The sequence below is a fragment of the Streptomyces sp. NBC_01508 genome (assembly GCF_045040315.1).
GTDB lineage: Bacteria > Actinomycetota > Actinomycetes > Streptomycetales > Streptomycetaceae > Streptomyces.
The window spans coordinates 5,551,261-5,572,533 of sequence record NZ_CP109419.1; the positions used below are offsets into that span (position 1 = coordinate 5,551,261).

Consider the following 21,273-nt stretch of genomic DNA (forward strand, 5'->3'; position numbering starts at 1 on the left):
CGCACCGGTCCTACCGTTCCACACATCCGAACTCGGCGCGGCCCGGGCGGAGTTGAGACGTCCGGTCGGCGGCGTCCAGGTCGCGCCACACCGGCAGCAGTACCGGACTCAGCGTCGCCAGCAGGTAGCCGCCGCCCATCAGGAGCAGGGCGGAGGAGAGGCCGGCGCCCTCCACCAGGAGGCCCGCCGTCAAGCCGCCCAGGGGCATGGTGAGTTCGCAGCCGGCGGTCATCGCGCCGGCCACCCGGCTGCGCAGTTCGTCCGGGACGCGCTCGTACATGACCGTCGTCAGCATCGGGTTGATCGTTCCGCCCGCCACTCCCGCCGCGCCCATGGTGACGGCGAGCGCCACCGTCGAGTCGGTGAGACCCGCGACCGCGAAGCGCGGCGCGCCGCAGAGCAGGACGGCGACGGCCAGGACCGTACGGCGCCGGAAACGGTGGCCCACCGCGCCGTACAGCAGCGCCCCCAGCAGTCCGCCGGCCCCGAACACCGCCGTCACCAGGCCCAGTTCGGCCGCTCCGCCCAGATTCCGTTCGGCGTGCACGGGCAGCAGGACCGCGTTCCAGCCCTGGTCGATGCCGTTCATGAACATCACCATGAGGACGACCGCCGCCAGCACCCGGGTGCGCACCAAGTAGACGTAGCCCTCGCGCAGTTCGGCGCCGTACGTACGCGGCGAGACCGGCGCCGGGTTCTTGGCCGGCTCCGCTCCCCGTACGCCGCGCAGCCCGGCCGCGATCAGCAGCGCCGACAGTACGAAGGTCAACGAGTCGAGCAGCAGGGCGGCTTCGGCCCCGAGTAGCGCGATCACCAGGCCCGCGAGTGCCGCGCCGAGCATCCGGGCGCCGCGTTCGACGGCGTCGAAGAGGCTCGCGGCGCGGGTGACTGAGATGCCCGCGTGCTCGGCGAGGTCGGGGACGAGGACGTAGCGGGCCGTGTCGCCGGGTGTGTGGGCCAGGCCGTGGAGCGCCACCAGCGCGCAGAGCGTCCAGAACGGGAGCGCGTCGGCGCGGTGCAGCAGGGGGATCGCCCCGACGGAGAGCGCGCACAGCACATCGGACGCGATCGAGACGCGGCGCCGGCCGATCCGGTCGATGACGGGGCCTCCGACGAGCGCTGCGAGCACCACCGGGAGGGTGGCGCAGAAGGCCACCACTCCCGCGCGGCCTGCGCTGCCGGTGGTCTGGAGGACGAACCAGGGGATCCCGATCATGCTCAGGGTCCGGCCGGTCGCGGAGATCGCGTTGGCGGCCAGTACGGCGCTGAGTGGCCACCGCCGTACCGCCACGGTGCTCATGCGGGGGTGAGAAGTGCCCGCGCGGGCCGGTTGACGAGCCGCAGGCCCAACTCGACCAGCAGCCAGCCCAGTCGGGCGCGGATCAGTTGGTGGAGGGCCGGGGCGCGGTACGCGGCTGCCTCGGCGTGCAGTTCGGTCGCGCGTATCGCGTGGAGCTGGAGGTGTACATCGGGAAATGGCATGACAAATCGACCCTTCGCGTGATGGGTGTGATGGGTGTGGTGGTTCCGGGGGGAGAGTGGGGGCGGGTCAGGCGTCCGGGGTGTCGAGCCTCTTCTGCGGGAAGGCGTGCAGATGGATCCGTACCTGTGCCACGTCCTCGTCGCTCTCTTGCGTGGCGCGGTCCTTGTAACTGGCGATCAGGTCGTGCACCCGGCCGTCGAGTTCGGCCAGCAGTTCAGGGGTGAGCCGTAGGGTGAAGTCGCTGAGGTCGGCCTTCGTCGTCCAGGTCTCCGGCCAGTCCTGCGTGGTGGCCAGCCAGGTGCTCAGCTCCTGGCCGTGGATGGAGGCGGTCTCGTGGATGAAGGTGTTCAGCGCCCCGCGTACCTCGGGATTGGGGTCGCGGTACAGCGCCTGGTCGACCATGATCGCCTTGTCCGCGGCCTTCCACCAGCGCTCCCGGCCCTTCCCGCGCCCGGGGTCGTCCGCGACGAACCCGTGGTCGGCGAGCTGCCGCAGGTGGTAGCTGGTGGCGCCGCTCGACTCGCCCAGCCGGTCGGCGAGTTGGGAAGCGGTGGCCGGGCCGTGGTGTCGCAGGGCGACCAGCAGTCGCATCCGCAGGGGATGGGCGAGGCCGCGCAGCGAGCGCGGGTTCAGGGTGCGGATGTCCGGCCCCGGGGCGGAGGGGGAGGAATCTGCGGCAGGGGTGTCGGGCATGGCCCTATCGTAGAGTTGCAAAGAACCAGTTGCAAGGACTTCTTTGCAACTGGTTCTTTGCGAGTCCGATCCTTTGCGAGTCCGATCCTTTGCCGGGCCAGGTCGGGCCGGCCCGGTGCTCGGTGCCCAGTGCCCAGTGCCGGACCAAGGATCGAAGGGCGGCGGGCTCAGCCCTCCTTGATGAAGCCTTCCTCGATCAGCCAGTCCTTCGCCACCTCGTGCGGGTCCTGACCGTCCACGTCCACCTTCGCGTTCAGCTCCTGCGCGATCCCGGTGTTCAGCCGCTTGCTCAGCGGATCGAGCAGACCGGCGATCTCCGGGTACTTCTTGTACGTCGAACTGTGGATCACCGGCGCCGCGTTGTAGTTCGGGAAGAAACGCTTGTCGTCGGCGACCGTCTCCAGATCCAGGGACTTGATCCGGCCGTCCGTCGTGAACACCTCGCCCACCAGGCAGGAGTTGGACTTCGACACCTGTGTGTAGATGATGCCGGCGTCCATCTTCTTCACGCTGGACGCGGGGATGTTCATCCCGTACGCCTTCACCATCCCCGGCAGCCCGTCGTCCCGCGACGCGAACTCGTTCTCCACGCAGATCGTGACCGCGCCCGGCTCCTTCTTCGACAGCTCGGCGACGTCCGACATCGTCTTGAGCTTGTACTTCGCGTTGTTCTTCTTGCTGATGGCCAGCGAGTACGTGTTGTTCAGCGTGGACGGCGACAGCCAGCTCACGTCGTGCGAACGGTCCGCGTCCTGGACGGCCTTCCACTGCTTCCGCGGGTCGACGATCGGCTTCGCGTTGCCGAGGTACGTGATCCAGGCCGTGCCCGTGTACTCGTACATCGCGTCCGCGTCACCCTTGACGATCGCCTCGCGTGCGCTGATCGAGCCCGGCAGGTTCGTCCGGTCGAGCACCTCCGCGCCCGCGGCCTTGAAGATCAGGCCGATCATCTGGCCGAGGATGATGTTCTCGCTGAAGTTCTTCGACGTGACCGTCAGCGAGGCGCCCTTGAGGGGCTGGCCCTTGCCGACCGAGCCGGGAACGACGTCGTCCACCATCGGGGAGCCGCTCTTGAGGCCGCAGCCGCTGAGTGCGGCGGCGCTCAGCAGCAGCGCCACCCCGCCCGTCACGAACTTCCGGTTGAACTTCCGGTTGGCCTTGCGGTTCATACGGCGCATCAGCGCTCCTCCAGTCCGCGCGGCGTGAGGACCACTTCGACCAGCGAGGCCAGCCAGTCGATCAGCAGCGCCAGTGTCACCGTCAGCACCGAGCCCAGGATCAGGACCGGCATGCGCTGCGTCTGGATGCCCGAGGTGATCAGGTCACCGAGCCCGCCGCCGCCGCCGAAGGTCGCCAGTGTCGCCGTGCCCACGTTGAGTACCAGTGCCGTCCGTACGCCCGCCAGGATCAGCGGTACGGCCAGCGGCAGTTCGACCCTGCCCAGCGTGCCGAGCGCCGACATCCCGATGCCGCGCGAGGCCTCCACCAGCCGCGGGTCGATGGCCTTCAGACCGGCCACGGTGTTGGCGAGCACCGGCAGCACCGCGTAGATGACCATGCCGACGATCGCCGTCGACGGGCCGATGCCCAGCCAGATCACCAGCAGCGCCAGCAGTCCGATGGCTGGGGTCGCCTGTCCGATGTTGGCGATGGCGGTCACCGCCGGCGCCGCCCTGGACAGACCGCGCCGGGTCAGCGCGATGCCCAGCGGGATCGCGATGACCAGCACCCAGAAGGTGGAGATCGCGGTCAGTTCGACGTGCTGCCACAGGCGCAGCTGCACATTGCCGCCGGCGAGCGAGTTCTCCGCGATCGAGTCGAGCGAGACATTGGTGATCCATACGAAGGTGAGCAGCAGGACGACCGCGACCACGGCGGGCACCGTCACCAGCTTGGCCACGGTGATCCGGCGCTTCGGGGCGGCGGGCGGCGCGACCGGCTCCGACTCCTCGTCCCGGAAGGCGTGTCCCTTGACGTCGTGCTCGCCCGGTGGGCGTTTCTTCTGGGCGGGAGAACTCATACGTCCGCACCGCCCTGCGGCTCCTGCCCGGTCCGCTGCCGGCGCTGTTCCGCCAGTTCGTGCTGGTGCTCGAAGACGGTGAGCCTGTCCGCCTCCAGCATTTCCTGGACGGACGTCATCAGCGTCTCCATGTCGACGACGCCGATGTACTCGCCGCGCCTGCCGGTCACCGCGACCCGCCCGCCGCTGTCGGTCAGGACCGCCTCCAGCGCGTCGTGCAGGGTGGCGTCCCTGGTCACGGTGTCGTGCACCAGCTGGCCCGCGTTGGCGAGCGACCCCTTGGCGCGCGACAGGTCGCCCCGGCGCAGCCATTTGTACGGGCGGTTCTTCCGGTCCAGCATCAGCAGCTCGTTGTGCGGGCCGCTGCTCAGCTTGTTGAAGATCGACTGGAGCGGGTCCTCGACCGTCACCGTCGGGAACTCGGCGATCTCCACCTCCCGTACGCGCGTGAGGTTCAGCCGCTTCAGCGCCGCCCCCGCGCCCACGAAGCCCGACACGAAGTCGTCGGCGGGGTTGGTGAGGATCGCCTCGGGGGTGTCGAACTGCGCGATCTGCGAGCGCTCCCGCAGGACCGCGATCCGGTCGCCGAGCTTGATCGCCTCGTCGAAGTCGTGCGTCACGAACACGATCGTCTTGTGCAACTCGTGCTGGAGACGGATCAGTTCGTCCTGGAGGTGGTCCCGAGTGATCGGGTCGACCGCGCCGAACGGCTCGTCCATCAGCAGCACCGGCGGATCGGCGGCGAGCGCCCGCGCCACCCCCACGCGCTGCTGCTGGCCGCCCGAGAGCTGGCGCGGATAGCGGCCGTGGAACTCGCGCGGGTCGAGCCCGACCAGGTCGAGCATCTCCTCGACGCGGTCCTTCACCTTCGACTTGGACCAGCCGACCATCTTCGGTACGAGCGCGATGTTCTCGCCGACCGTCATGTGCGGGAAGAGCCCGGACGACTGGATCGCGTAGCCGATCTGCCGGCGCAGCTTCACCGGGTCCATGTCGGTGACGTCCTCGTCGTTGATCCTGATCCGCCCGGACGAGGGCTCGATCAGCCGGTTGATCATCTTGAGGGTGGTGGACTTGCCGCAGCCGGACGGGCCCACCAGGATGACGGTCTCGCCCGCCTTGATCTCCATCGAGACGTTGTCCACGGCCGGGTTGGCGCTGCCGGCGTAGCGCTTGCTCAGACCATCCAGCTGGATGGTGGCGCCGCTCGTGGAGCCCGCGCCGCTCGCGGAGCCGTTGGAGGTGATACTCGCGGCCTCGGCCGTCTTCGGGTCGGTGGTCTCAGACACGTATCCCCCTCGGGATGGTGAGTCGGCCCAGCAGGACATACGCGGCGTCGAAGAGCAGGGCGAGAATGACGATGCCGATGGTGCCGGCGAGCACCTGGTTGATCGCGTTGGCGCTGCCCAGCGAGGCGATGCCACGGAAGATCTCGTTGCCGAGACCGGGCCCAGACGCGTAGGCGGCGATGGCGGCGATGCCCATCAGCATCTGGGTGGAGACCCGGATGCCGGTGAGGATCGGCGGCCAGGCGAGCGGCAGCTCGACCTTGAGCAGCCGGGCGGTACGGGACATGCCGATGCCCGTGGCGGCGTCCACCAGGTCCGGGTCCACACCGCGCAGCCCGACCACCGCGTTGCGGACGACGGGCAGCAGCCCGTACAGCGTCAGGACGATCACGGTGGGCGCGACGCCGAGACCGACCAGCGGGATCAGCAGGCCGATGGCCGCCAGCGAGGGGATGGTCAGGATGGAGGCGGTGGAGAGGATCGCCAGATTGCCGCCCCAGGGACTGCGGTAGGTCAGTACGCCTATGGCGACACCCAGGACGGTGGCGATCACCATGCACTGGAAGACGGCGCTGGCGTGCTGAAACGTGTCGGTGAGCAACTGCTGGTGGCGGTTGGCCAGGTAGTCCCAGAAGTCCACGGCGCTCCTCTCGGTGGGTCGGAGCCGGTCGGCCGGTCAGCGGTTCAGCCGGTCGGCCGGTCGGGTGGGTCGGTCGGGTTCCCGCCGGTCGGGTTCCCGTCGGTCGGGTCCCCGTCGGTTCGGTCTCCGCCGGGGCGGTCCCCGTCGGTGTCCCGCGCGGCCTGTTCCACCAGCGGGATGATCCGCAGCGGAACGGGGTTCTCCATGACGATCGCCGTGGAGGCCCGCTGGATCCCTTCAAAACCGACGACCCTGTCGATCACCCGTTGAAGATCGGCGTTCGAACGAGCGACGAGTCGGCAGAGCATATCCCCGGTCCCGGTCGTGGTATGGAGCTCAAGAACCTCTGGAACGTTGCTCAAATGTGCTCGAACATCGGAACCCTGCCCCTGCTTGATCTCCAGGGTCGCGAACGCCGTCACGGGGTATCCGAGAGCGGCCGGATCGACGTTCGGACCGAAGCCGCGGATGACTCCGTTCGTCTGGAGACGGTCCAGCCGGGCCTGTACGGTCCCGCGCGCCACCCCCAGCCGGCGCGACGCCTCCAGTACGCCGATGCGCGGCTCCCGTGCCAGCAGGGCGATGAGCCTGCCGTCGAGCCCGTCGATACCCATGGCGCCTCCCGAGGCGGTTCGTGGTGGTGACCCTCACGGCGATCCTGGTGGCCGTTGCGATGGTCATCCTGTGCAGATGGTCCGGTCATCCGCACCTTAAGCTGTACAGGCTGCCCAGCGAATACGCGAACTGTTGCGCACCTTGCCGAACGGCGAGACGCTGCGGTCATGGCAGATACCTCGGTGAACCTCGATTCCGCCCCGTCCACCGCACGCGACGCCGACCCCTTCCCGGTAAAGGGGATGGACGCCGTCGTCTTCGCCGTCGGCAACGCCAAGCAGGCGGCCCACTACTACTCGACGGCGTTCGGCATGAAGCTGGTCGCCTACTCGGGCCCCGAGAACGGCAGCCGCGAGACCGCGAGCTACGTGCTCACCAACGGCTCGGCCCGGTTCGTCTTCACCTCCGTCATCAAGCCGTCCACCGAGTGGGGCCGCTTCCTCGTCGACCACGTCGCCGAGCACGGCGACGGTGTGATCGACCTCGCCATCGAGGTGCCGGACGCCCGCGCCGCGTACGCCTACGCCACCGCGAACGGCGCCACCGGCCTCCAGGAGCCGTACGAGCTGAAGGACGAGAGCGGAACCGTCGTACTCGCCGCGATCGCCACGTACGGCAAGACCCGCCACACCCTGGTCGAGCGCACCGGCTACGACGGCCCGTACCTGCCGGGCTACGCCACCGCCGCCCCGATGGTCCAGGCCCCGGCGAAGCGCACCTTCCAGGCCATCGACCACTGCGTGGGCAACGTCGAACTCGGCAAGATGAACGAGTGGGTGGCGTTCTACAACAAGGTCATGGGCTTCACGAACATGAAGGAGTTCGTGGGCGACGACATCGCCACCGAGTACTCCGCCCTCATGTCGAAGGTCGTGGCCGACGGCACCCTCAAGGTGAAGTTCCCGATCAACGAGCCGGCGATCGCGAAGAAGAAGTCGCAGATCGACGAGTACCTGGAGTTCTACGGCGGCGCGGGCGTCCAGCACATCGCGCTCGCGACGAACGACATCGTGGGCTCCGTACGCACGATGCGCGCGGCCGGTGTCCAGTTCCTCGACACCCCCGACTCGTACTACGACACCCTCGGCGAGTGGGCGGGCGAGACCCGGGTGCCCGTGGAGACCCTGCGCGAGCTGAAGATCCTCGTGGACCGCGACGAGGACGGCTACCTGCTCCAGATCTTCACCAAGCCGGTCCAGGACCGGCCGACGGTGTTCTTCGAGATGATCGAACGGCACGGCTCGATGGGGTTCGGCAAGGGCAACTTCAAGGCGCTGTTCCAGGCGATCGAGCGGGAGCAGGAGAAGCGCGGCAACCTCTGACCGGTTGTCTGTCCTCAATCGCCGGACGGGCTGCGAATACAGCCCGTCCGGCGATTGAGGACGAACCGGTCACCGGGCGGACCCGGCGAACCGTCCGGCTCCTACTCCTTGTCTGTCCGCGCCCCGCCCCCGCCGAGTCCGGCCGCCGCCGGGTCCAGCAGGCGGGACAGGAAGGACTGCGTACGGGCGTGGCTCGGCGCGCCGATCACCCGTGCCGGGGGGCCCTCCTCGACGATCACCCCGCCGTCCATGAAGACGACCCGGTCGGCCACCTCCTTGGCGAAGCTCATCTCGTGCGTGACGACGAGCATCGTCATCCCCTCGTCGGCGAGTGAACGCATCACCGCGAGGACGTCACCCACCAGCTCCGGGTCGAGCGCGGACGTCGGCTCGTCGAAGAGCATCAGCTGCGGGTCCATCGCCAACGCCCGTGCGATCGCCACCCGTTGCTGCTGCCCGCCGGACAACTGCGCCGGATAGGACGACTCCTTGTCGGTCAGCCCGACGCGGGCGAGGCGTTCGCGGGCGATCCGCGTCGCCTCCGCCTTGTCCCGCTTCAGCACCCGGCGTTGAGGGAGCGTCAGATTCTCCAGCGCCGTCAGATGCGGAAAGAGGTTGAACGACTGGAAGACCATCCCGATGCCGCGGCGCACCTTGTCGATGTCCACGTCCGGGTCGGTGACCTCGGCGCCGGCCACCAGGACCGTGCCCGACGTCGGCTCCTCCAGCCGGTTCACGCAGCGCAGCAGCGTCGACTTGCCCGAGCCCGACGGGCCGATGACGCACACCACCTCGCCGCGCGCCACCGTGAAGTCGATGCCGGCCAGCACCTCCAGCGTGCCGAACGACTTGTGCAGACCGCGTACCTCGATCGCGGGCGCCTCCCCGGGCGTTTCCGCGTCCTTCTCCACCGGCTCCCGCACCGCGTTCACCTCGCCCTTGCCGTACGCGCTTCGAGCCGCCGGACCAGATGGCCGAGCGGCAGGGTGATGACCAGATAGCAGAGACCGGCGATGAGGATCGGGGTGAGACTGCGATTCTGGTTCAGGGCGTCCCGGCCGAACTTGGCCAGCTCGTACTGGGACAGGGACAGGCCCAGCAGATACACCAGCGACGAGTCCTTCGTCAGCAGGATCAACTCGTTGGTCAGCGGCGGCAGCACGATCCGCAGGGCCTGCGGAATGATGATCGAGACCATCGCCCGGCCCTGCGACATGCCGAGCGAACGCGCCGCCTCCGTCTGCCCCTTGGGCACGGCCTGGATACCCGCCCGGATCGTCTCCGCCATGTAGGCGGCGCCGACCAGGCCCAGTGCCAGCATCACGGTCACGTACTGGTTGAGCGCCACCTGGAAGGCCAGCGGCACACCGAATCCGAGGGCGATGAAGACGAGCAGCGCCGGAATGCCGCGGAAGAACTCGATGTAGGCGACGGCCAGCCAGCGGTACGGCGGCACCTGCGACAGCCGCATCAGCGCGAGCAGCAGCCCCAGCGCCAGCCCGAACCCGAAGCCGAGCAGGGTGTAGATGATGGTGTTGACGAGCGCCGTGGTGATGATGTCGGGGAACTGCGCCTTGGCGACCTCGACATCGAAGAACGCCCGCTGGATCTCGCCCCAGTCGGCGGCCAGGGCGACGGTGAGCAGCACGGCGACCAGCACGGCGTACTGAACGGCCCGTATGACGCGGGTTCGTTGTCGGCGGGACATGGACATCGGCGGTGGTTCCTTCACTTCTTGGGAGCGGCGGGGAACCACTTCTTGTAGATCTCGTCGTAACGGCCGTCGGACTGAGCCGCCTTGATCACCTTGTCGATCTCCGAGCGCAGTGCCGTGTTGCCGGTACGCACTCCGATGCCGTACCGCTCGCCCGTCTTGAACTCGGCCGTGACCTCGGTGTCCGGGTTCTTGCGCACGTACTCGAAGAGGACACCGTTGTCGTTGACGGCGGCGTCGACCTGCCCGGTCTTCACGGCCGTGAGCAGCAGTGCCAGATCCTCGAACTGGACGGTCTCCACGTCCTTCCCGTTCTTCTTCGCGTACTCCTCACCCGTCGTGCCCTGCTGGACGCCCAGCTTCTTGCCCTTGAGGGCCGCCAGCGAGTCGTAGGAGGAGCCCTTCTTGGTGACCAGTGCCTGCGTGGCCTCGAAGTAGGGGGCGGAGAAGTCCAGGTTCTCCTCACGCACGTCGGTGATCGTCATGCCGGCGGCGGCCAGGTCGCACTTGCGGGCGTTGAGGTCCTCACCCGTCTGGATGCCCTCGAAAGGCGTGTCGACGATCTCCTGGGTGACCTTGAGCTCCTTGGCGACCAGATCCACCAGATCCACGTCGAAGCCGACGATCTTGTTGTCCTGGCGGGACTGGAAGGGCTCGTACGGCAGATGGGTGCAGGTCGTGAGCTTGCCGGAGTTCACCAGATCCAGCTTCGAGCCGTCGGACCCGGAGGACTTGGTGCTTGTGCATCCCGTCATGGCGACGAGGGCGGCTGCGGTGGCTATGGCGGGCAACACGGTACGCGTACGCGGGGACAAGACGCCTCCAGGGCGGGGGACGGGCAACAGCCCACATGGTGTGTGAGTTGCGCCGATCTTGCCACCGGAGGTGCCGGTTGTCTCCTCGCCGGGGGCGGGGTCAACCGGGTCGTCACGGTGGCGTGACGGCCGCGTGACGGCACGGAGCCGTGGTCGGAGAATCAGGTTATGGGTGTCGTCCGGGTGCAGTTCTTCCATTCGACCCAGGGTCGGGCGCCGCCGTTCTCGGGTCCGGTGGCGTAGATGGGGTCGCCGGTGATGGTCTGGTTCTTCTCTTCAGTGGGTGATGTCGATGCCGAAGAGTTCGAAGCCGAGGGTGACTTGCCCTGCGGAGATGCCGAAGCCGATGCCGAGGGAGGCGTTCCACCAGTCGGTGTTGGCGTTGTAGTCGAGGCGGGAGAGTTCGCCTTTGTCGTGCATCAGGCGTTGCGGTGGTCCGGCGTCGCTGCCGGGTACTTCCGCGGCGTCGGAGGGGGTGGGGAGGGCGTCGGTGGGGACCGTCAGCGCCAGGATCGCGCCGATGATCGCGGCGACGACGCCCGTCAGCGCGACGTGGGCCTCAGGACCCAGTTACGGGCCCACCGGAAGCGGTCATTCAGTTGCGGGCGGCGGAAGACGCCGAAACGGGCGGCGTGGGTGTGGATACGGGCTCCGGCCGGGCCGCCGGCGAAGACGGAGCGGAGGACGGAGCGGTCGGCCGCGTGGTCGGCGAAGCCGCCGACGACGGCGTCGTACCTCGCGGCGGCGCGCTGGGCGGCGGCGTCAGCGGCGTGTACTCGCCGTCGCCGTGCATGTCCTTCGGACCGCCACCCGGCAGCTCGCCCAACTCCTCCAGCGACGCACGGGCCTTCGGCGCCAGCAGCGGCGAGAACCGCGGGTTCGTCCGCAGCGCCTCCTCCAGATGCCGGCGCGCCGGGCCGTCCATCCCCAGGGCGCGCTCGATCTCCCCCCGGTGGTACGAGAACAGCGCGCTCCGCATCCCCTGGTCCGTGGCCCTCTTCGCGTACGGCAGCGCCTTCTCGGCGTCGCCCGCCCGGTACAGCGCCCACGCCAGCGCGTCGCACACCCACATGCTCCGGTGGCCGCGCCGCCACTGCGCCTCCAGCCGCTCCACCGCCGCAGTCGGCTCGCCGTGGTCGGTCTCGAAGCGGGCCAGCGGCAACTCCTCGTTGACCCCGTCGCCCGCCGCCCGCGCCGTACGGTCGCGGAACAGCGCGTACTGGCTCCGCGCGTCCCCGTCCAGCCCCAGCGAGTCGTACAACTCGCCCAGTTCCAGGGCGTATTCGGGCAGTGGGCGCTGCGCGATCGCCGCCTGGTAGACCTGCGCCGCCTCGTCCGTCCGGTCCAGCGCCACCAGGGCGCGCGCCCGGCCCGCCAGCGACGGATGGTGGTCCGGCGCCGCCTTCAGCGCGGCGTCGTAGTGCCGCAGCGCCTCCTTCGGCTCACCGCGCTCCCAGGCGAGCCCGCCGATGGCGTGCAGCGCCGCGGCCTTCTCGACGGGCGTGCCGGCCTTCGTCAGGGACTCGTCCGCCTTCGCCGCCGCGTCCTCGCGCCAGCCCCGGTCGCGGTAGACCAGCGACGACACGGACAGCACGCGGGCGCCGGAGCGCAGCGCCCGGAGCTTGTCCAGGGCCTTGCCGGCCGCCGCGTAGTCGCCGAGCCCGTTGTACGCGTCGATCAGGACCGGGTACGTCGTCCAGCGCGCCGGGTCCGCCTTGCGTACCGCCTCGCCCCACTTCTTGGCCGCCGCGTAGTCGTGCCGCGCGTTGGCCAGTGACGCCAGGCCCGCCGTCGCCGCCGGATTGCGCCGCTCACCCGGTGTGACGTCGAGCGAGCGGCGCAGTGCCCGTTCGGCCTTCGGGTAGTACGCGGTGTCCGCCCGCAGCCCGCCGCGCTCCACGTACGCCGCGCCGAGCACCGCCCAGGACCCCGCGTCCTTCGGGTGCTTGCGCAGCCATGCCTCCCGGTCCCGGATCAGCGCCGCCACGTCCGGCAGCGAGGCGGGCGCGCCCGCGCCGACGGCGGCCCGGGCGCGCGCCTCGGGGCCCGGCGGGCGCGGGCCGTCGGCCGCGTCCGGTACGAACACAAGGACGCCCGCGACGAGCACCGCCCCCACACCTGTGGCCAGTGCGGCCCTTCTGATGTGCCTCGTGTGCTGCGTGTTCATGGTGTTCTTGGCGATCATGTGATTACTGTGCGTCAATACGAAGACCACACCCGTCCTTGGTGATGTGGATCGCAGACGGGTTCACACCGATGGCCCCGGAGTGCCACGCTGGGATCATGGATGACCTCGCAGCCGCCGCGCCCCCCGCCGCCGCCCCCGCCGGCACAGCCACCCCCGCCGCCGCCCCCGCCGTCACGGACGAACTCCTCGCGGAGCTGCGAGCCGGTCTGCCCGCCGCGGCCCTGATCACCGACCCGGACATCACGGCGTCCTACGCGAACGACATGGCGAGTTTCTGCGAGGCCGGCTCCCCGGCGGTGGTCGTCCTGCCGCGCACCGTCGAGCAGGTCCAGCACGTGATGCGGACCGCGACGGCCCTGCGCGTCCCCGTCGTACCGCAGGGCGCCCGTACGGGACTGTCGGGCGCCGCCAACGCCTCCGACGGCTGCATCGTGCTCTCCCTCATCAAGATGGACAAGATCCTGGAGATCAGCCCGGTCGACCGAATCGCGGTCGTCGAGCCCGGCGTCGTCAACGCCGTACTCTCACGCGCCGTCGGCGAGCACGGCCTGTACTACCCGCCGGACCCCTCCAGCTGGGAGACCTGCACCATCGGGGGCAACATCGGCACCGCGTCCGGCGGGCTGTGCTGCGTGAAGTACGGCGTCACCGCCGAGTACGTGCTGGGCCTGGACATCGTCCTCGCCGACGGCCGCCTCCTGACCACCGGCCGCCGCACGGCCAAGGGCGTCGCCGGATACGACCTCACCCGGCTCTTCGTCGGCTCGGAGGGCAGCCTCGGCATCGTCGTCGGGGCCGTCCTCGCGCTGAAGCCCGCGCCGCCCCAACAGCTCGTCCTGGCAGCCGAGTTCGCGTCCGCCTCCGCCGCCTGCGACGCCATCTGCCAGATCATGGAGCGCGGCCACACCCCGTCCCTGCTGGAGCTGATGGACCGCACCACCGTCCGCGCCGTCAACTCCCTCGCGAACATGGGTCTTCCCGAGACCACCGAGGCACTGCTGCTCTGCGCCTTCGACACCGCCGACCCGGCGGCCGACCTCGCCGCCGTCGGCGAACTCTGTACGGCGGCCGGCGCCACCGACGTCGTCCCCGCCGACGACCCCGCCGAGTCCGACATGCTGCTGCACGCCCGGCGGCTGGCGCTCGTCGCGCTGGAGGCGGTCAAGGGCACCACGATGATCGACGACGTGTGTGTGCCGCGCTCCCGGCTGGCCGAAGTCCTCGCGGGCATCGACCGCATCGCCGAGAAGTACGACCTCACGATCGGCGTCTGCGCCCACGCGGGTGACGGCAACACCCACCCCACCGTCTGCTTCGACGCCTCGGACCCGGACGAGTCCCGGCGCGCCCGCGAATCGTTCGACGAAATCATGGCACTGGGACTTGAGTTGGGCGGCACCATCACCGGAGAGCACGGCGTCGGCGTCCTGAAGAAGGAGTGGCTCGCCCGCGAACTGGGGCCGGTCGGCATGGAGTTGCAGCGCGGCATCAAGAAGACCTTCGACCCGCTGGGCATTCTCAACCCCGGAAAGCTCTTCTGACCCGCCGGTTCCGGTTCGGCCGGTCGTACGGCGCCGTACGGCACAGGGCGTACGGCCAAAGTCCAATGGCCCGGCGGAGCGCGGCGGCCTACCGTGAAAGGGACAAGAAGCGGGCCGACGCCATACGGCCCGCACTTCGACCCGGGAGGTCCCGTGCCCGCCCGTCTTGACCACACCATCGTCCACAGCCGCGACCGGTTCGCCTCCGCGCGCTTTCTCGCGGAGCTGATCGGGGAGCCCGAGCCCAAGACCTTCGGACCGTTCGCGAGCCTGCCGCTCGACGGCGGGGTCACCCTCGACTATCTCGACTCGCCGTCCCCGGACATCCCCAGCCAGCATCTGGCCTTCCTGGTGTCCGAGGACGAGTTCGACCAGATCTTCGCGCGCATGGCGGAGCGTGAACTCCCTTACTGGGCCGATCCGACACACGAGACACCGCAGCGGATCAACCATCTCTTCGGAGGCCGCGGGGTCTATCTCGACGACCCCGACGGCCACTCGATCGAATTCATCACGCACACCTACGTCGTCGACTGAGGAACAACAGGCCATCGACGGCGGGCCTCAGGACTCGCCGTCCGCGGACTCGTCGGACGGCCACGGGTCCCGCAGCCACAGATCGTCGGCCGGCATCGGGGCCAGCAGCAGCGCCAGCCCCGCGTCGATCCCCAGCCGGTCCGTCTCGGTGCCCGGCGGCACCAGCCGCAACGTCCGCTCCAGCCACGCCGAGACCGCCGCCGACGGCGCCTCCAGCAGCGCGTCGCCGTCGGGGGAGCTGAGCGCCACGCACAGGACGCCGCGGCCGTCGACCTTCGTGGGCCAGATCCGTACGTCACCGTGCCCACACGGCCGGAACACCCCTTCGACCAGAAGTTCGCGTGCGAACGTCCAGTTGACCGGGGTGTCCGAGCTGATGTGGAAGGTGATGTGCACCGCGTACGGATCCGCCGTGCGGTAGGTCAGCCGGGCAGGGACGGGGATGCTGCGCTCGGGCGAGAGCACCAGATTGATCTCCAGCTCGCGTTCCACCACGGTGTGCATATCAGGGTGCTTCCCTTCTCGTACGACGCCCGGGAGTGGGCCGTACCGATTGAGAGCACCGACTCCCGCCCGCATTACGCGACTTCGGGCAAGAACTTGCTCCCGCGACGTACCGTGACTCTTTCGTGACCGAATCGAGGTCCAAACAGCCGGATGGACGCAGGGCCATGCGGTGGTCTGATAGATGTGGACCCTTGAGTTGAGCCCATCGAAGAGATACGGGACCACGGTGATGAGCGCCCCGACCTCGGCAACCGGAGACGGCAGCCCTTCCCCCGGCTACTACCCGGACCCGTCCATCCCCGGCTATGTCCGGTACTGGAACGGCGGGTCCTGGGTACCTGGCACCAGTCGGCCGGCGCCGCAGTCCGGCGAAGCCATGCCGGAGCCGCCCCAAGGGGCGGCCGCGGCGCCCCCTCCCACGACCGCCCGGCAGACCCCGGCCCCGGTGACCCCGGCGGTCGAGGAGACGGGGCCGATGTTCTTCGACGAGGACCCCGCCGAGGAGCCCCGTCAGGAACCGGCCTCCGTCTGGCAGGCCGACACCCGCCGGCAGACCGGCTTCGGCGGCGAGCGCGACGCCCGGGTCTCCTGGGGCGAGGGTGGCCCGCAGGATCCCGGTCCCACGAACGCGCCGGGCGCGCCGGAGCCGCAGGACGCCAGGGACCCCCGGTACGCGCGTGACTCGCGCGACCCCCGGGTGCCCGGTCAGGCGGCCGATCCGTCGGCCGACCCCACGGGCGGCGCGCTGCCCGGCGTACGGTCCCTGGGACCCGGCCCCGGCGGCCCCGGCACGGGCGGCCCGGGTGACGGCGAGTCACCTCCCGGCGCCCCCGAGGGCACGGTCGCGATCCGTCTCCCGCGCCCCGAACGCGGGGGCCAGGGCGAGTCGCAGGGCCAGGCGCGGAGCCGGCGCCGTCCGGACGAGGGCGCGGCGCCCGTGCCTCGCGGTGGCGAGGCGCCCACCGACGGCACCGTCACCATCCGCCCGGTCGGCCAGGGCGGCGCCCCCGCTCGGGGCGAACAGGCCACCGGCCGTACGGGCCAGGCCGAGGGCACCATGGCCATCCGTGCCCTGCGGCCCCGCTCCGCAGGCCCGGCGCCCGTCCCGGCACAGGCACCTCAGCAACCGCAACCACCTCACGCGCAGCAACCCCACGCGCACCAACCCCAGGCACCCCACGCACCGCACTCCTCGCAGCCCCCCGCCGCCGGCCCGCTCGCCCCCGGCCCCGGCGGCGGCTCGCCCTCCTGGGCGCAGGAGGTGCACCAGCTCGCGCAGCCACCGGCCACACCGTCCGCCGGCCAAGGGCACGGCCCCGGCGCCGACCCCGCCGGCGGGCAGCCGGTCGTGCCGTGGAAGCCGCCGGTCAACGACCCGTTCCTGCAAGCCGCCCAGGCTCAGGCGGCGGCCCGCCCCGCCGGGCTCGGCAAGCGGTTCGCCGCCCGGCTGATCGACACCGTCGTCCTCCTGGGGATCGTCGGGGCCGTCTCCGTACCTCTGGTGTCCAAGGCGCTCGCCCACATCGACGACAAGGTCGAGGCGGCGAAGCAGACCGGCGAGACCGTCACGGTCTGGCTGATCGACGGCACGACGGCCGGCTACTTCGGCGGGGTGCTCGCCGCGCTGCTGGTGATCGGTGTGCTGTACGAGGCGCTGCCGACCGCCAAGTGGGGCCGCACACTCGGCAAGAAGCTGTGCGGTCTCCAGGTGCGGGGCATCGAGTCGTTCGAGGCCCCGTCCTTCGGCCCGGCGCTGCGCCGCTGGCTCGTGTACTCCGTACTGGGGGTGCTCGTCATCGGCGTACTGAACGTGCTGTGGTGCGTCTTCGACCGGCCGTGGCGGCAGTGCTGGCACGACAAGGTGGCGCGCACGTTCGTCGCCGGGTGATGCCGTCAGGTGATGCCAGCGGGTGATGTCGGCGGGCTGATGTGCTCCGACCGTCCCCAGCGGCTCCCCCGAACGGCCGGTGAGCCGTTGCGGGCACCCGCACGGCGCGGTGCACTGCCCCCATGAGCAACGATCAGCCGACGCCCGGTCAGCCGCCCGACGACGACCCGTTCCGCAAGCAGCCGCCCCCCGGCGGGCCGCCACCGCCCGGTGGCCCGCCCCCGGGTGGCGGGCAGCCGCCCCGTTACGGTGACCCGTACGGCGGAGGCGCCCCACCGCCCCCCGGTGACCCGTACGGCGGTGCCAATCCGCCACCTCCCGGTGACCCGTACGGCGGAGGCGCCCCACCGCCCCCCGGTGACCCGTACGGCGGAAACGATCCGCTCCGTGGGATGCCGCCGCTCGCGGCCATGGGTAAGCGCATCCTCGCGCGCATCGTCGACTGGATCATCGTCGCGATCCCGCTCGCGCTGATCAGCATCCCGTTCAACGTCTTCCACCGCTGGTCGGACAGCTCGGACAACTGGGACGACGCGGTCAACGGCGTGAACGGCGGCGGGCAGTGGGTCTTCCGGATCATCACGATCGTCGCGTACGTCGGCTACGACATGGTGATGACGCAGCGGGGCGGCCAGACACTCGGCAAGCGGCTCTGCAAGATCCGCGTGGCGATGCTCAACGACGGGAAGGTGCCCGACTCCCGGGCCTCGCTCCTGCGTGCCCTGGTGCTCTGGGTCCCCGCGCTGGTGTGCTGCGCCTGCTTCTGGCCGCTGCTGATCCTGATTCTGATCCTGCTCGACCGGCCCTACCGGCAGGGCCTGCACGACAAGGCGGCGAAGACCGTCGTGGTGTCAGCGGCGCAGTGACGCCGGAATCCGGGTCTCCGCGGCGGCCGGCGACCCGACGGCCGGGGCCGGGGCGGCGGAGGCGGCGTGGTCCATGCGGTGCGCACGGACCGGGTGCGCCGCCTTCACCGACACCAGAAGGCCGAGACAGAGGGCGACGAGCGCGATCACCGCGATGCCGACGACCGACGTGACGCCGGAGAGCAGCAGCATCGAGAGTGTGGCGAGGACGACGGTGGCGGAACCGTAGGCAAGCTGTGCGGCAGTCAAACGCGGCATGGCTGATCCGTCCCTCGGGGCGATCGGGAGTGATTTCGGGGGGTGTTGGGGGTGTCTCGCGTGTCTGCTGGCTGCGCGAAGTCGCTCTGTGAAAGACCCTACGACGGGTGAATGCCCGGCAGGAACCGACAGTAAGCGTGACCTAACCCACGAGGCCGGAGCATGGGGGGCGCACGGAGTCACGCGCCCCCGCCATATGACATATCGATGCGCCCACCGTCCGGTCTCGTGACGTCCGGATACCGGAACTCAACTTGTGCATAGTGCACTTGGCCTGTGCAAGTCAAGGACTGTCTTTTCTCCTTCAACTCCGGTCGAATGTCGTCACTTGTGACGCGCACCCTGCGCGCGGATCCCCACACAGCCGGTCCGCGGACTCCGGGTGCGGGGAGAGGAAACTTCAAGTGACCATCAATCGACGGGCGATCAGAGCGTCCGCGGTGTTCGTGGCCCTCGCCACGGCTGCCGCGACGGCGTCGGCGCTCGCCCCGGCCCAGGCCGAGGACAACCCCACAGCAGGTCGGGCGAGCGTCGAGCGCCGCGATCCGGCGCCGCAGAAGGGCCATGTCGAGCACGATCTCGACGGCCCGTTCAGCAAGCAGCAGGAGCAGCGGAAGAAGGCCGCCCTGGAGCAGGTCCTCGCCGGTGACGCCGAGATCCTGAAGCGCGGTGGCTCCAACGTCGTGAAGCTCGACAGCAAGAAGTACGTCGAGCTGGGCCGGGAGAAGACCGACAAGATCTTCACGATTCTGGTCGAGTTCGGCGACGAGGTCGACGACACCACCCTGTACGACCCGGACGGCGCGGACGGCCCCGAGCCCCCCGTCAAGAAGTACGGCGGCGAGCCCGGCCCGCAGCACAACGAGATAGCCGAGCCCGACCGGAAGGTGGACAACTCCACCGCCTGGCAGGCCGACTACAACCAGGCGCACTTCCAGGACCTGTACTTCGGCGAGGGCAAGGACGCCAGGGGCCGGCAGAAGGAGTCGCTGAAGACCTACTACGAGAAGACCTCGTCCGGCCGTTACTCGGTCGACGGTGAGGTCTCCGACTGGGTCAAGGTCCAGTACAACGAGGCCCGTTACGGCTCGAACTACTGCGGCGACTCCAACTGCGCCAACGTCTGGGACGCGGTACGCGACGGCACCACCGCCTGGGCCGCCGACCAGAAGGCCAAGGGTCGTACGGACGCCCAGATCAAGGCGGACCTCGCGAGTTACGACGAGTGGGACCGCTACGACTTCGACGGCGACGGCGACTTCAACGAGCCCGACGGCTACATCGACCACTTCCAGATCGTCCACGCGGGCGAGGACGAGTCGGCCGGCGGCGGCGCCGAGGGCGAGAACGCCCTGTGGGCGCACCGCTGGTACGCGTACGGCACGGACGCCGGCAAGACGGGCCCCGCTCAGAACAAGTCCGGCGGCACGCAGATCGGTGACACCGGCATCTGGGTCGGCGACTACACGATGCAGCCGGAGAACGGCGGACTCGGCGTCTTCGCGCACGAGTACGGCCACGACCTCGGCCTGCCCGACCTGTACGACACCTCGGGCGGCGGCGAGAACTCCACCGGCTACTGGTCCCTGATGTCCGCCGGTTCCTGGCTCGGCCGGGGCAAGGGCGAGATCGGCGACCTGCCGGGCGACATGACCGCCTGGGACAAGCTCCAGCTGGGCTGGCTCGACTACGACAAGGCCAAGGCCGCGACGGCGTCGACCCACAAGCTGGGGGTGTCCGCGTACAACACGAAGAACCCGCAGGCGCTCGTCGTCGAGCTGCCGAAGAAGCCGGTCACCACGACTGTCGTGAAGCCCGCCGAGGGCTCCAAGCAGTGGTGGAGCGACATGGGTGACGACCTCAAGAACACCCTCACCCGCTCCGTCGACCTCACCGGCAAGGCCAAGGCGTCGCTGGAACTGGACGGCTGGTGGGACATCGAGGCCAACTACGACTACCTGTACGCCGAGGTGTCGCAGGACGGCGGCGCCAACTGGACCCCGGTCGACGGCACCGCCGACGGCAAGGCCATCACCCGTGACGCGGGCGACAAGCCGGCCCTGACCGGTGTCTCCGGCGCCCACAAGAAGCTCGTCTACCCGCTGGACGCGTACGCGGGCCAGAAGGTCGACGTCCGCTTCCGCTACCAGACGGACGGCGGCGCGGGCGGCAAGGGCTTCGCGGCCGACGCGATCAGTGTCGTCGCCGACGGGACCCCGCTGTTCACCGACAACGCCGAGGCGGACGACGCGGGCTGGACCGCGAAGGGCTTCTCACGCATCGGTGAGTCGTTCACCCAGGACTACGACCAGTTCTACATCGCGGAGAACCGGCAGTACGTCAGCTACGACAAGACCCTCAAGTCGGGTCCGTACAACTTCGGCTTCAAGTCGCCGAAGGACGGCTGGGTCGAGCACTACGCGTACCAGAACGGCCTGATGGTCTGGCTCTGGGACAGCTCGCAGAAGGACAACAACACCAGCGCCCACCCCGGCAAGGGTCTGATCCTGCCGGTCGACGCGCACGCCAAGCCCCTGAAGTGGGCCGACGGCACGGTGATGCGCAACAAGATCCAGACGTTCGACTCGTCGTTCAGCCTGTACCCGACCGACGCCTTCCAGCTGCACAAGGCCGACGCGGCGCAGCGGATCCGTACGCAGTCGGGCACCCCGGTCTTCGACGACCGCAAGGGCACCTACTGGTACGAGGAGAACCCCACTGGTGGTGTCGACGTTCCTGACACCAACACCAAGATCTCCATCCTGAAGGAGCCGCGCGACGGCTCCACGATCACGGTGAAGGTGGACCGCTCGACCAAGTAACGGACATCGTCGCAGGTCAAGCCATGATCGGCCGTCGCCCACTAGCGGGGCGGCGGCCGATCGTGTTTAGGTGCG

Annotated in this window: 20 protein-coding genes and 1 pseudogene; 6 read left to right on the forward strand and 15 right to left on the reverse strand. The window is 69.7% G+C overall.

All coding sequences use genetic code 11. The annotated features are described in order from the left end of the window. Window positions 1–10 precede the first annotated feature (10 nt). The 8 genes and pseudogenes from OG700_RS25810 to OG700_RS25845 all read right to left on the reverse strand — a co-directional run. On the reverse strand, window positions 11–1,300 hold the full coding sequence (locus OG700_RS25810) for an MFS transporter (protein ID WP_405617441.1): 1,290 nt from the start codon (window positions 1,298–1,300) through the stop codon (window positions 11–13). Then, window positions 1,297–1,482 carry a hypothetical protein gene (locus OG700_RS25815; protein ID WP_405617444.1) on the reverse strand — a complete coding sequence of 62 codons (186 nt, stop codon included), beginning with the start codon at window positions 1,480–1,482 and terminating at the stop codon, window positions 1,297–1,299. Before OG700_RS25815 ends, OG700_RS25810 begins: the two co-directional genes overlap by 4 nt. A gap of 67 nt (window positions 1,483–1,549) precedes the next feature. Further along, window positions 1,550–2,176, reverse strand: coding sequence for an ArsR/SmtB family transcription factor (locus tag OG700_RS25820; RefSeq protein WP_405617446.1), 627 nt, complete (start codon window positions 2,174–2,176; stop codon window positions 1,550–1,552). A 167-nt stretch (window positions 2,177–2,343) separates the two neighbouring features. Beyond that, window positions 2,344–3,345 (reverse strand): glycine betaine ABC transporter substrate-binding protein, encoded by a 1,002-nt coding sequence (locus OG700_RS25825; RefSeq protein ID WP_405621979.1) that lies wholly within the window; start codon window positions 3,343–3,345, stop codon window positions 2,344–2,346. 8 nt (window positions 3,346–3,353) lie between these two features. Beyond that, a complete protein-coding gene (locus OG700_RS25830; RefSeq protein ID WP_405617448.1) occupies window positions 3,354–4,196 on the reverse strand; it encodes an ABC transporter permease in 843 nt (280 codons plus the stop codon). Continuing rightward, the gene (locus OG700_RS25835) at window positions 4,193–5,524 is read right to left on the reverse strand and encodes a betaine/proline/choline family ABC transporter ATP-binding protein (RefSeq protein ID WP_405617450.1); all 1,332 of its coding nucleotides are present in this window, start codon (window positions 5,522–5,524) and stop codon (window positions 4,193–4,195) included. Before OG700_RS25835 ends, OG700_RS25830 begins: the two co-directional genes overlap by 4 nt. Beyond that, complete coding sequence (locus OG700_RS25840) at window positions 5,478–6,125, reverse strand: ABC transporter permease (protein WP_405617452.1); 648 nt, start codon at window positions 6,123–6,125, stop codon at window positions 5,478–5,480. Before OG700_RS25840 ends, OG700_RS25835 begins: the two co-directional genes overlap by 47 nt. A gap of 143 nt (window positions 6,126–6,268) precedes the next feature. Further along, a pseudogene (locus OG700_RS25845) lies at window positions 6,269–6,739 on the reverse strand (Lrp/AsnC family transcriptional regulator); the annotation flags it as partial. Window positions 6,740–6,907: 168 nt separating this feature from the next. Here OG700_RS25845 and hppD point away from each other — a divergent pair. Then, complete coding sequence (gene hppD / locus OG700_RS25850; RefSeq protein WP_405617454.1) at window positions 6,908–8,062, forward strand: 4-hydroxyphenylpyruvate dioxygenase; 1,155 nt, start codon at window positions 6,908–6,910, stop codon at window positions 8,060–8,062. 101 nt (window positions 8,063–8,163) lie between these two features. Here hppD and OG700_RS25855 read toward each other — a convergent pair whose 3' ends face one another. From OG700_RS25855 to OG700_RS25875, 5 genes are all read right to left on the reverse strand, one after another. Then, window positions 8,164–8,985 (reverse strand): amino acid ABC transporter ATP-binding protein, encoded by an 822-nt coding sequence (locus OG700_RS25855; protein WP_405617456.1) that lies wholly within the window; start codon window positions 8,983–8,985, stop codon window positions 8,164–8,166. A gap of 5 nt (window positions 8,986–8,990) precedes the next feature. Then, the gene (locus OG700_RS25860) at window positions 8,991–9,776 is read right to left on the reverse strand and encodes an amino acid ABC transporter permease (RefSeq protein WP_405617458.1); all 786 of its coding nucleotides are present in this window, start codon (window positions 9,774–9,776) and stop codon (window positions 8,991–8,993) included. Between the two features lie 14 nt (window positions 9,777–9,790). Then, on the reverse strand, window positions 9,791–10,531 hold the full coding sequence (locus OG700_RS25865; RefSeq protein WP_405617460.1) for an ABC transporter substrate-binding protein: 741 nt from the start codon (window positions 10,529–10,531) through the stop codon (window positions 9,791–9,793). 336 nt (window positions 10,532–10,867) lie between these two features. Then, entirely contained in the window at window positions 10,868–11,011 is a 144-nt protein-coding gene (locus OG700_RS25870; protein ID WP_405617462.1) for a hypothetical protein, read from the reverse strand. Window positions 11,012–11,186: 175 nt separating this feature from the next. After that, on the reverse strand, window positions 11,187–12,776 hold the full coding sequence (locus OG700_RS25875) for a tetratricopeptide repeat protein (protein ID WP_405617464.1): 1,590 nt from the start codon (window positions 12,774–12,776) through the stop codon (window positions 11,187–11,189). A gap of 98 nt (window positions 12,777–12,874) precedes the next feature. Here OG700_RS25875 and OG700_RS25880 point away from each other — a divergent pair, with 98 nt between their 5' ends. Beyond that, entirely contained in the window at window positions 12,875–14,320 is a 1,446-nt protein-coding gene (locus OG700_RS25880; protein ID WP_405617468.1) for an FAD-binding oxidoreductase, read from the forward strand. Window positions 14,321–14,473: 153 nt separating this feature from the next. Continuing rightward, window positions 14,474–14,857, forward strand: a complete 384-nt coding sequence (locus OG700_RS25885; RefSeq protein ID WP_405617470.1) for a VOC family protein — start codon at window positions 14,474–14,476, stop codon at window positions 14,855–14,857. Between the two features lie 27 nt (window positions 14,858–14,884). Here OG700_RS25885 and OG700_RS25890 read toward each other — a convergent pair whose 3' ends face one another. Beyond that, window positions 14,885–15,361, reverse strand: coding sequence for an SsgA family sporulation/cell division regulator (locus tag OG700_RS25890; RefSeq protein ID WP_405617472.1), 477 nt, complete (start codon window positions 15,359–15,361; stop codon window positions 14,885–14,887). A gap of 232 nt (window positions 15,362–15,593) precedes the next feature. Between OG700_RS25890 and OG700_RS25895 the strand changes: the two genes are divergently transcribed. Next, entirely contained in the window at window positions 15,594–17,252 is a 1,659-nt protein-coding gene (locus OG700_RS25895) for an RDD family protein (protein ID WP_405617475.1), read from the forward strand. 122 nt (window positions 17,253–17,374) lie between these two features. Then, the gene (locus OG700_RS25900; protein WP_405617477.1) at window positions 17,375–18,118 is read left to right on the forward strand and encodes an RDD family protein; all 744 of its coding nucleotides are present in this window, start codon (window positions 17,375–17,377) and stop codon (window positions 18,116–18,118) included. On the opposite strand, the gene OG700_RS25905 is transcribed toward OG700_RS25900, so the two are convergent. After that, window positions 18,104–18,376, reverse strand: a complete 273-nt coding sequence (locus OG700_RS25905) for a hypothetical protein (protein WP_405617479.1) — start codon at window positions 18,374–18,376, stop codon at window positions 18,104–18,106. The two genes, OG700_RS25900 and OG700_RS25905, sit on opposite strands and share 15 nt — an antisense overlap. Before the next feature lie 404 nt (window positions 18,377–18,780). Here OG700_RS25905 and OG700_RS25910 point away from each other — a divergent pair, with 404 nt between their 5' ends. Further along, complete coding sequence (locus tag OG700_RS25910) at window positions 18,781–21,198, forward strand: immune inhibitor A domain-containing protein (protein WP_405617481.1); 2,418 nt, start codon at window positions 18,781–18,783, stop codon at window positions 21,196–21,198. Window positions 21,199–21,273: the final 75 nt, after the last annotated feature.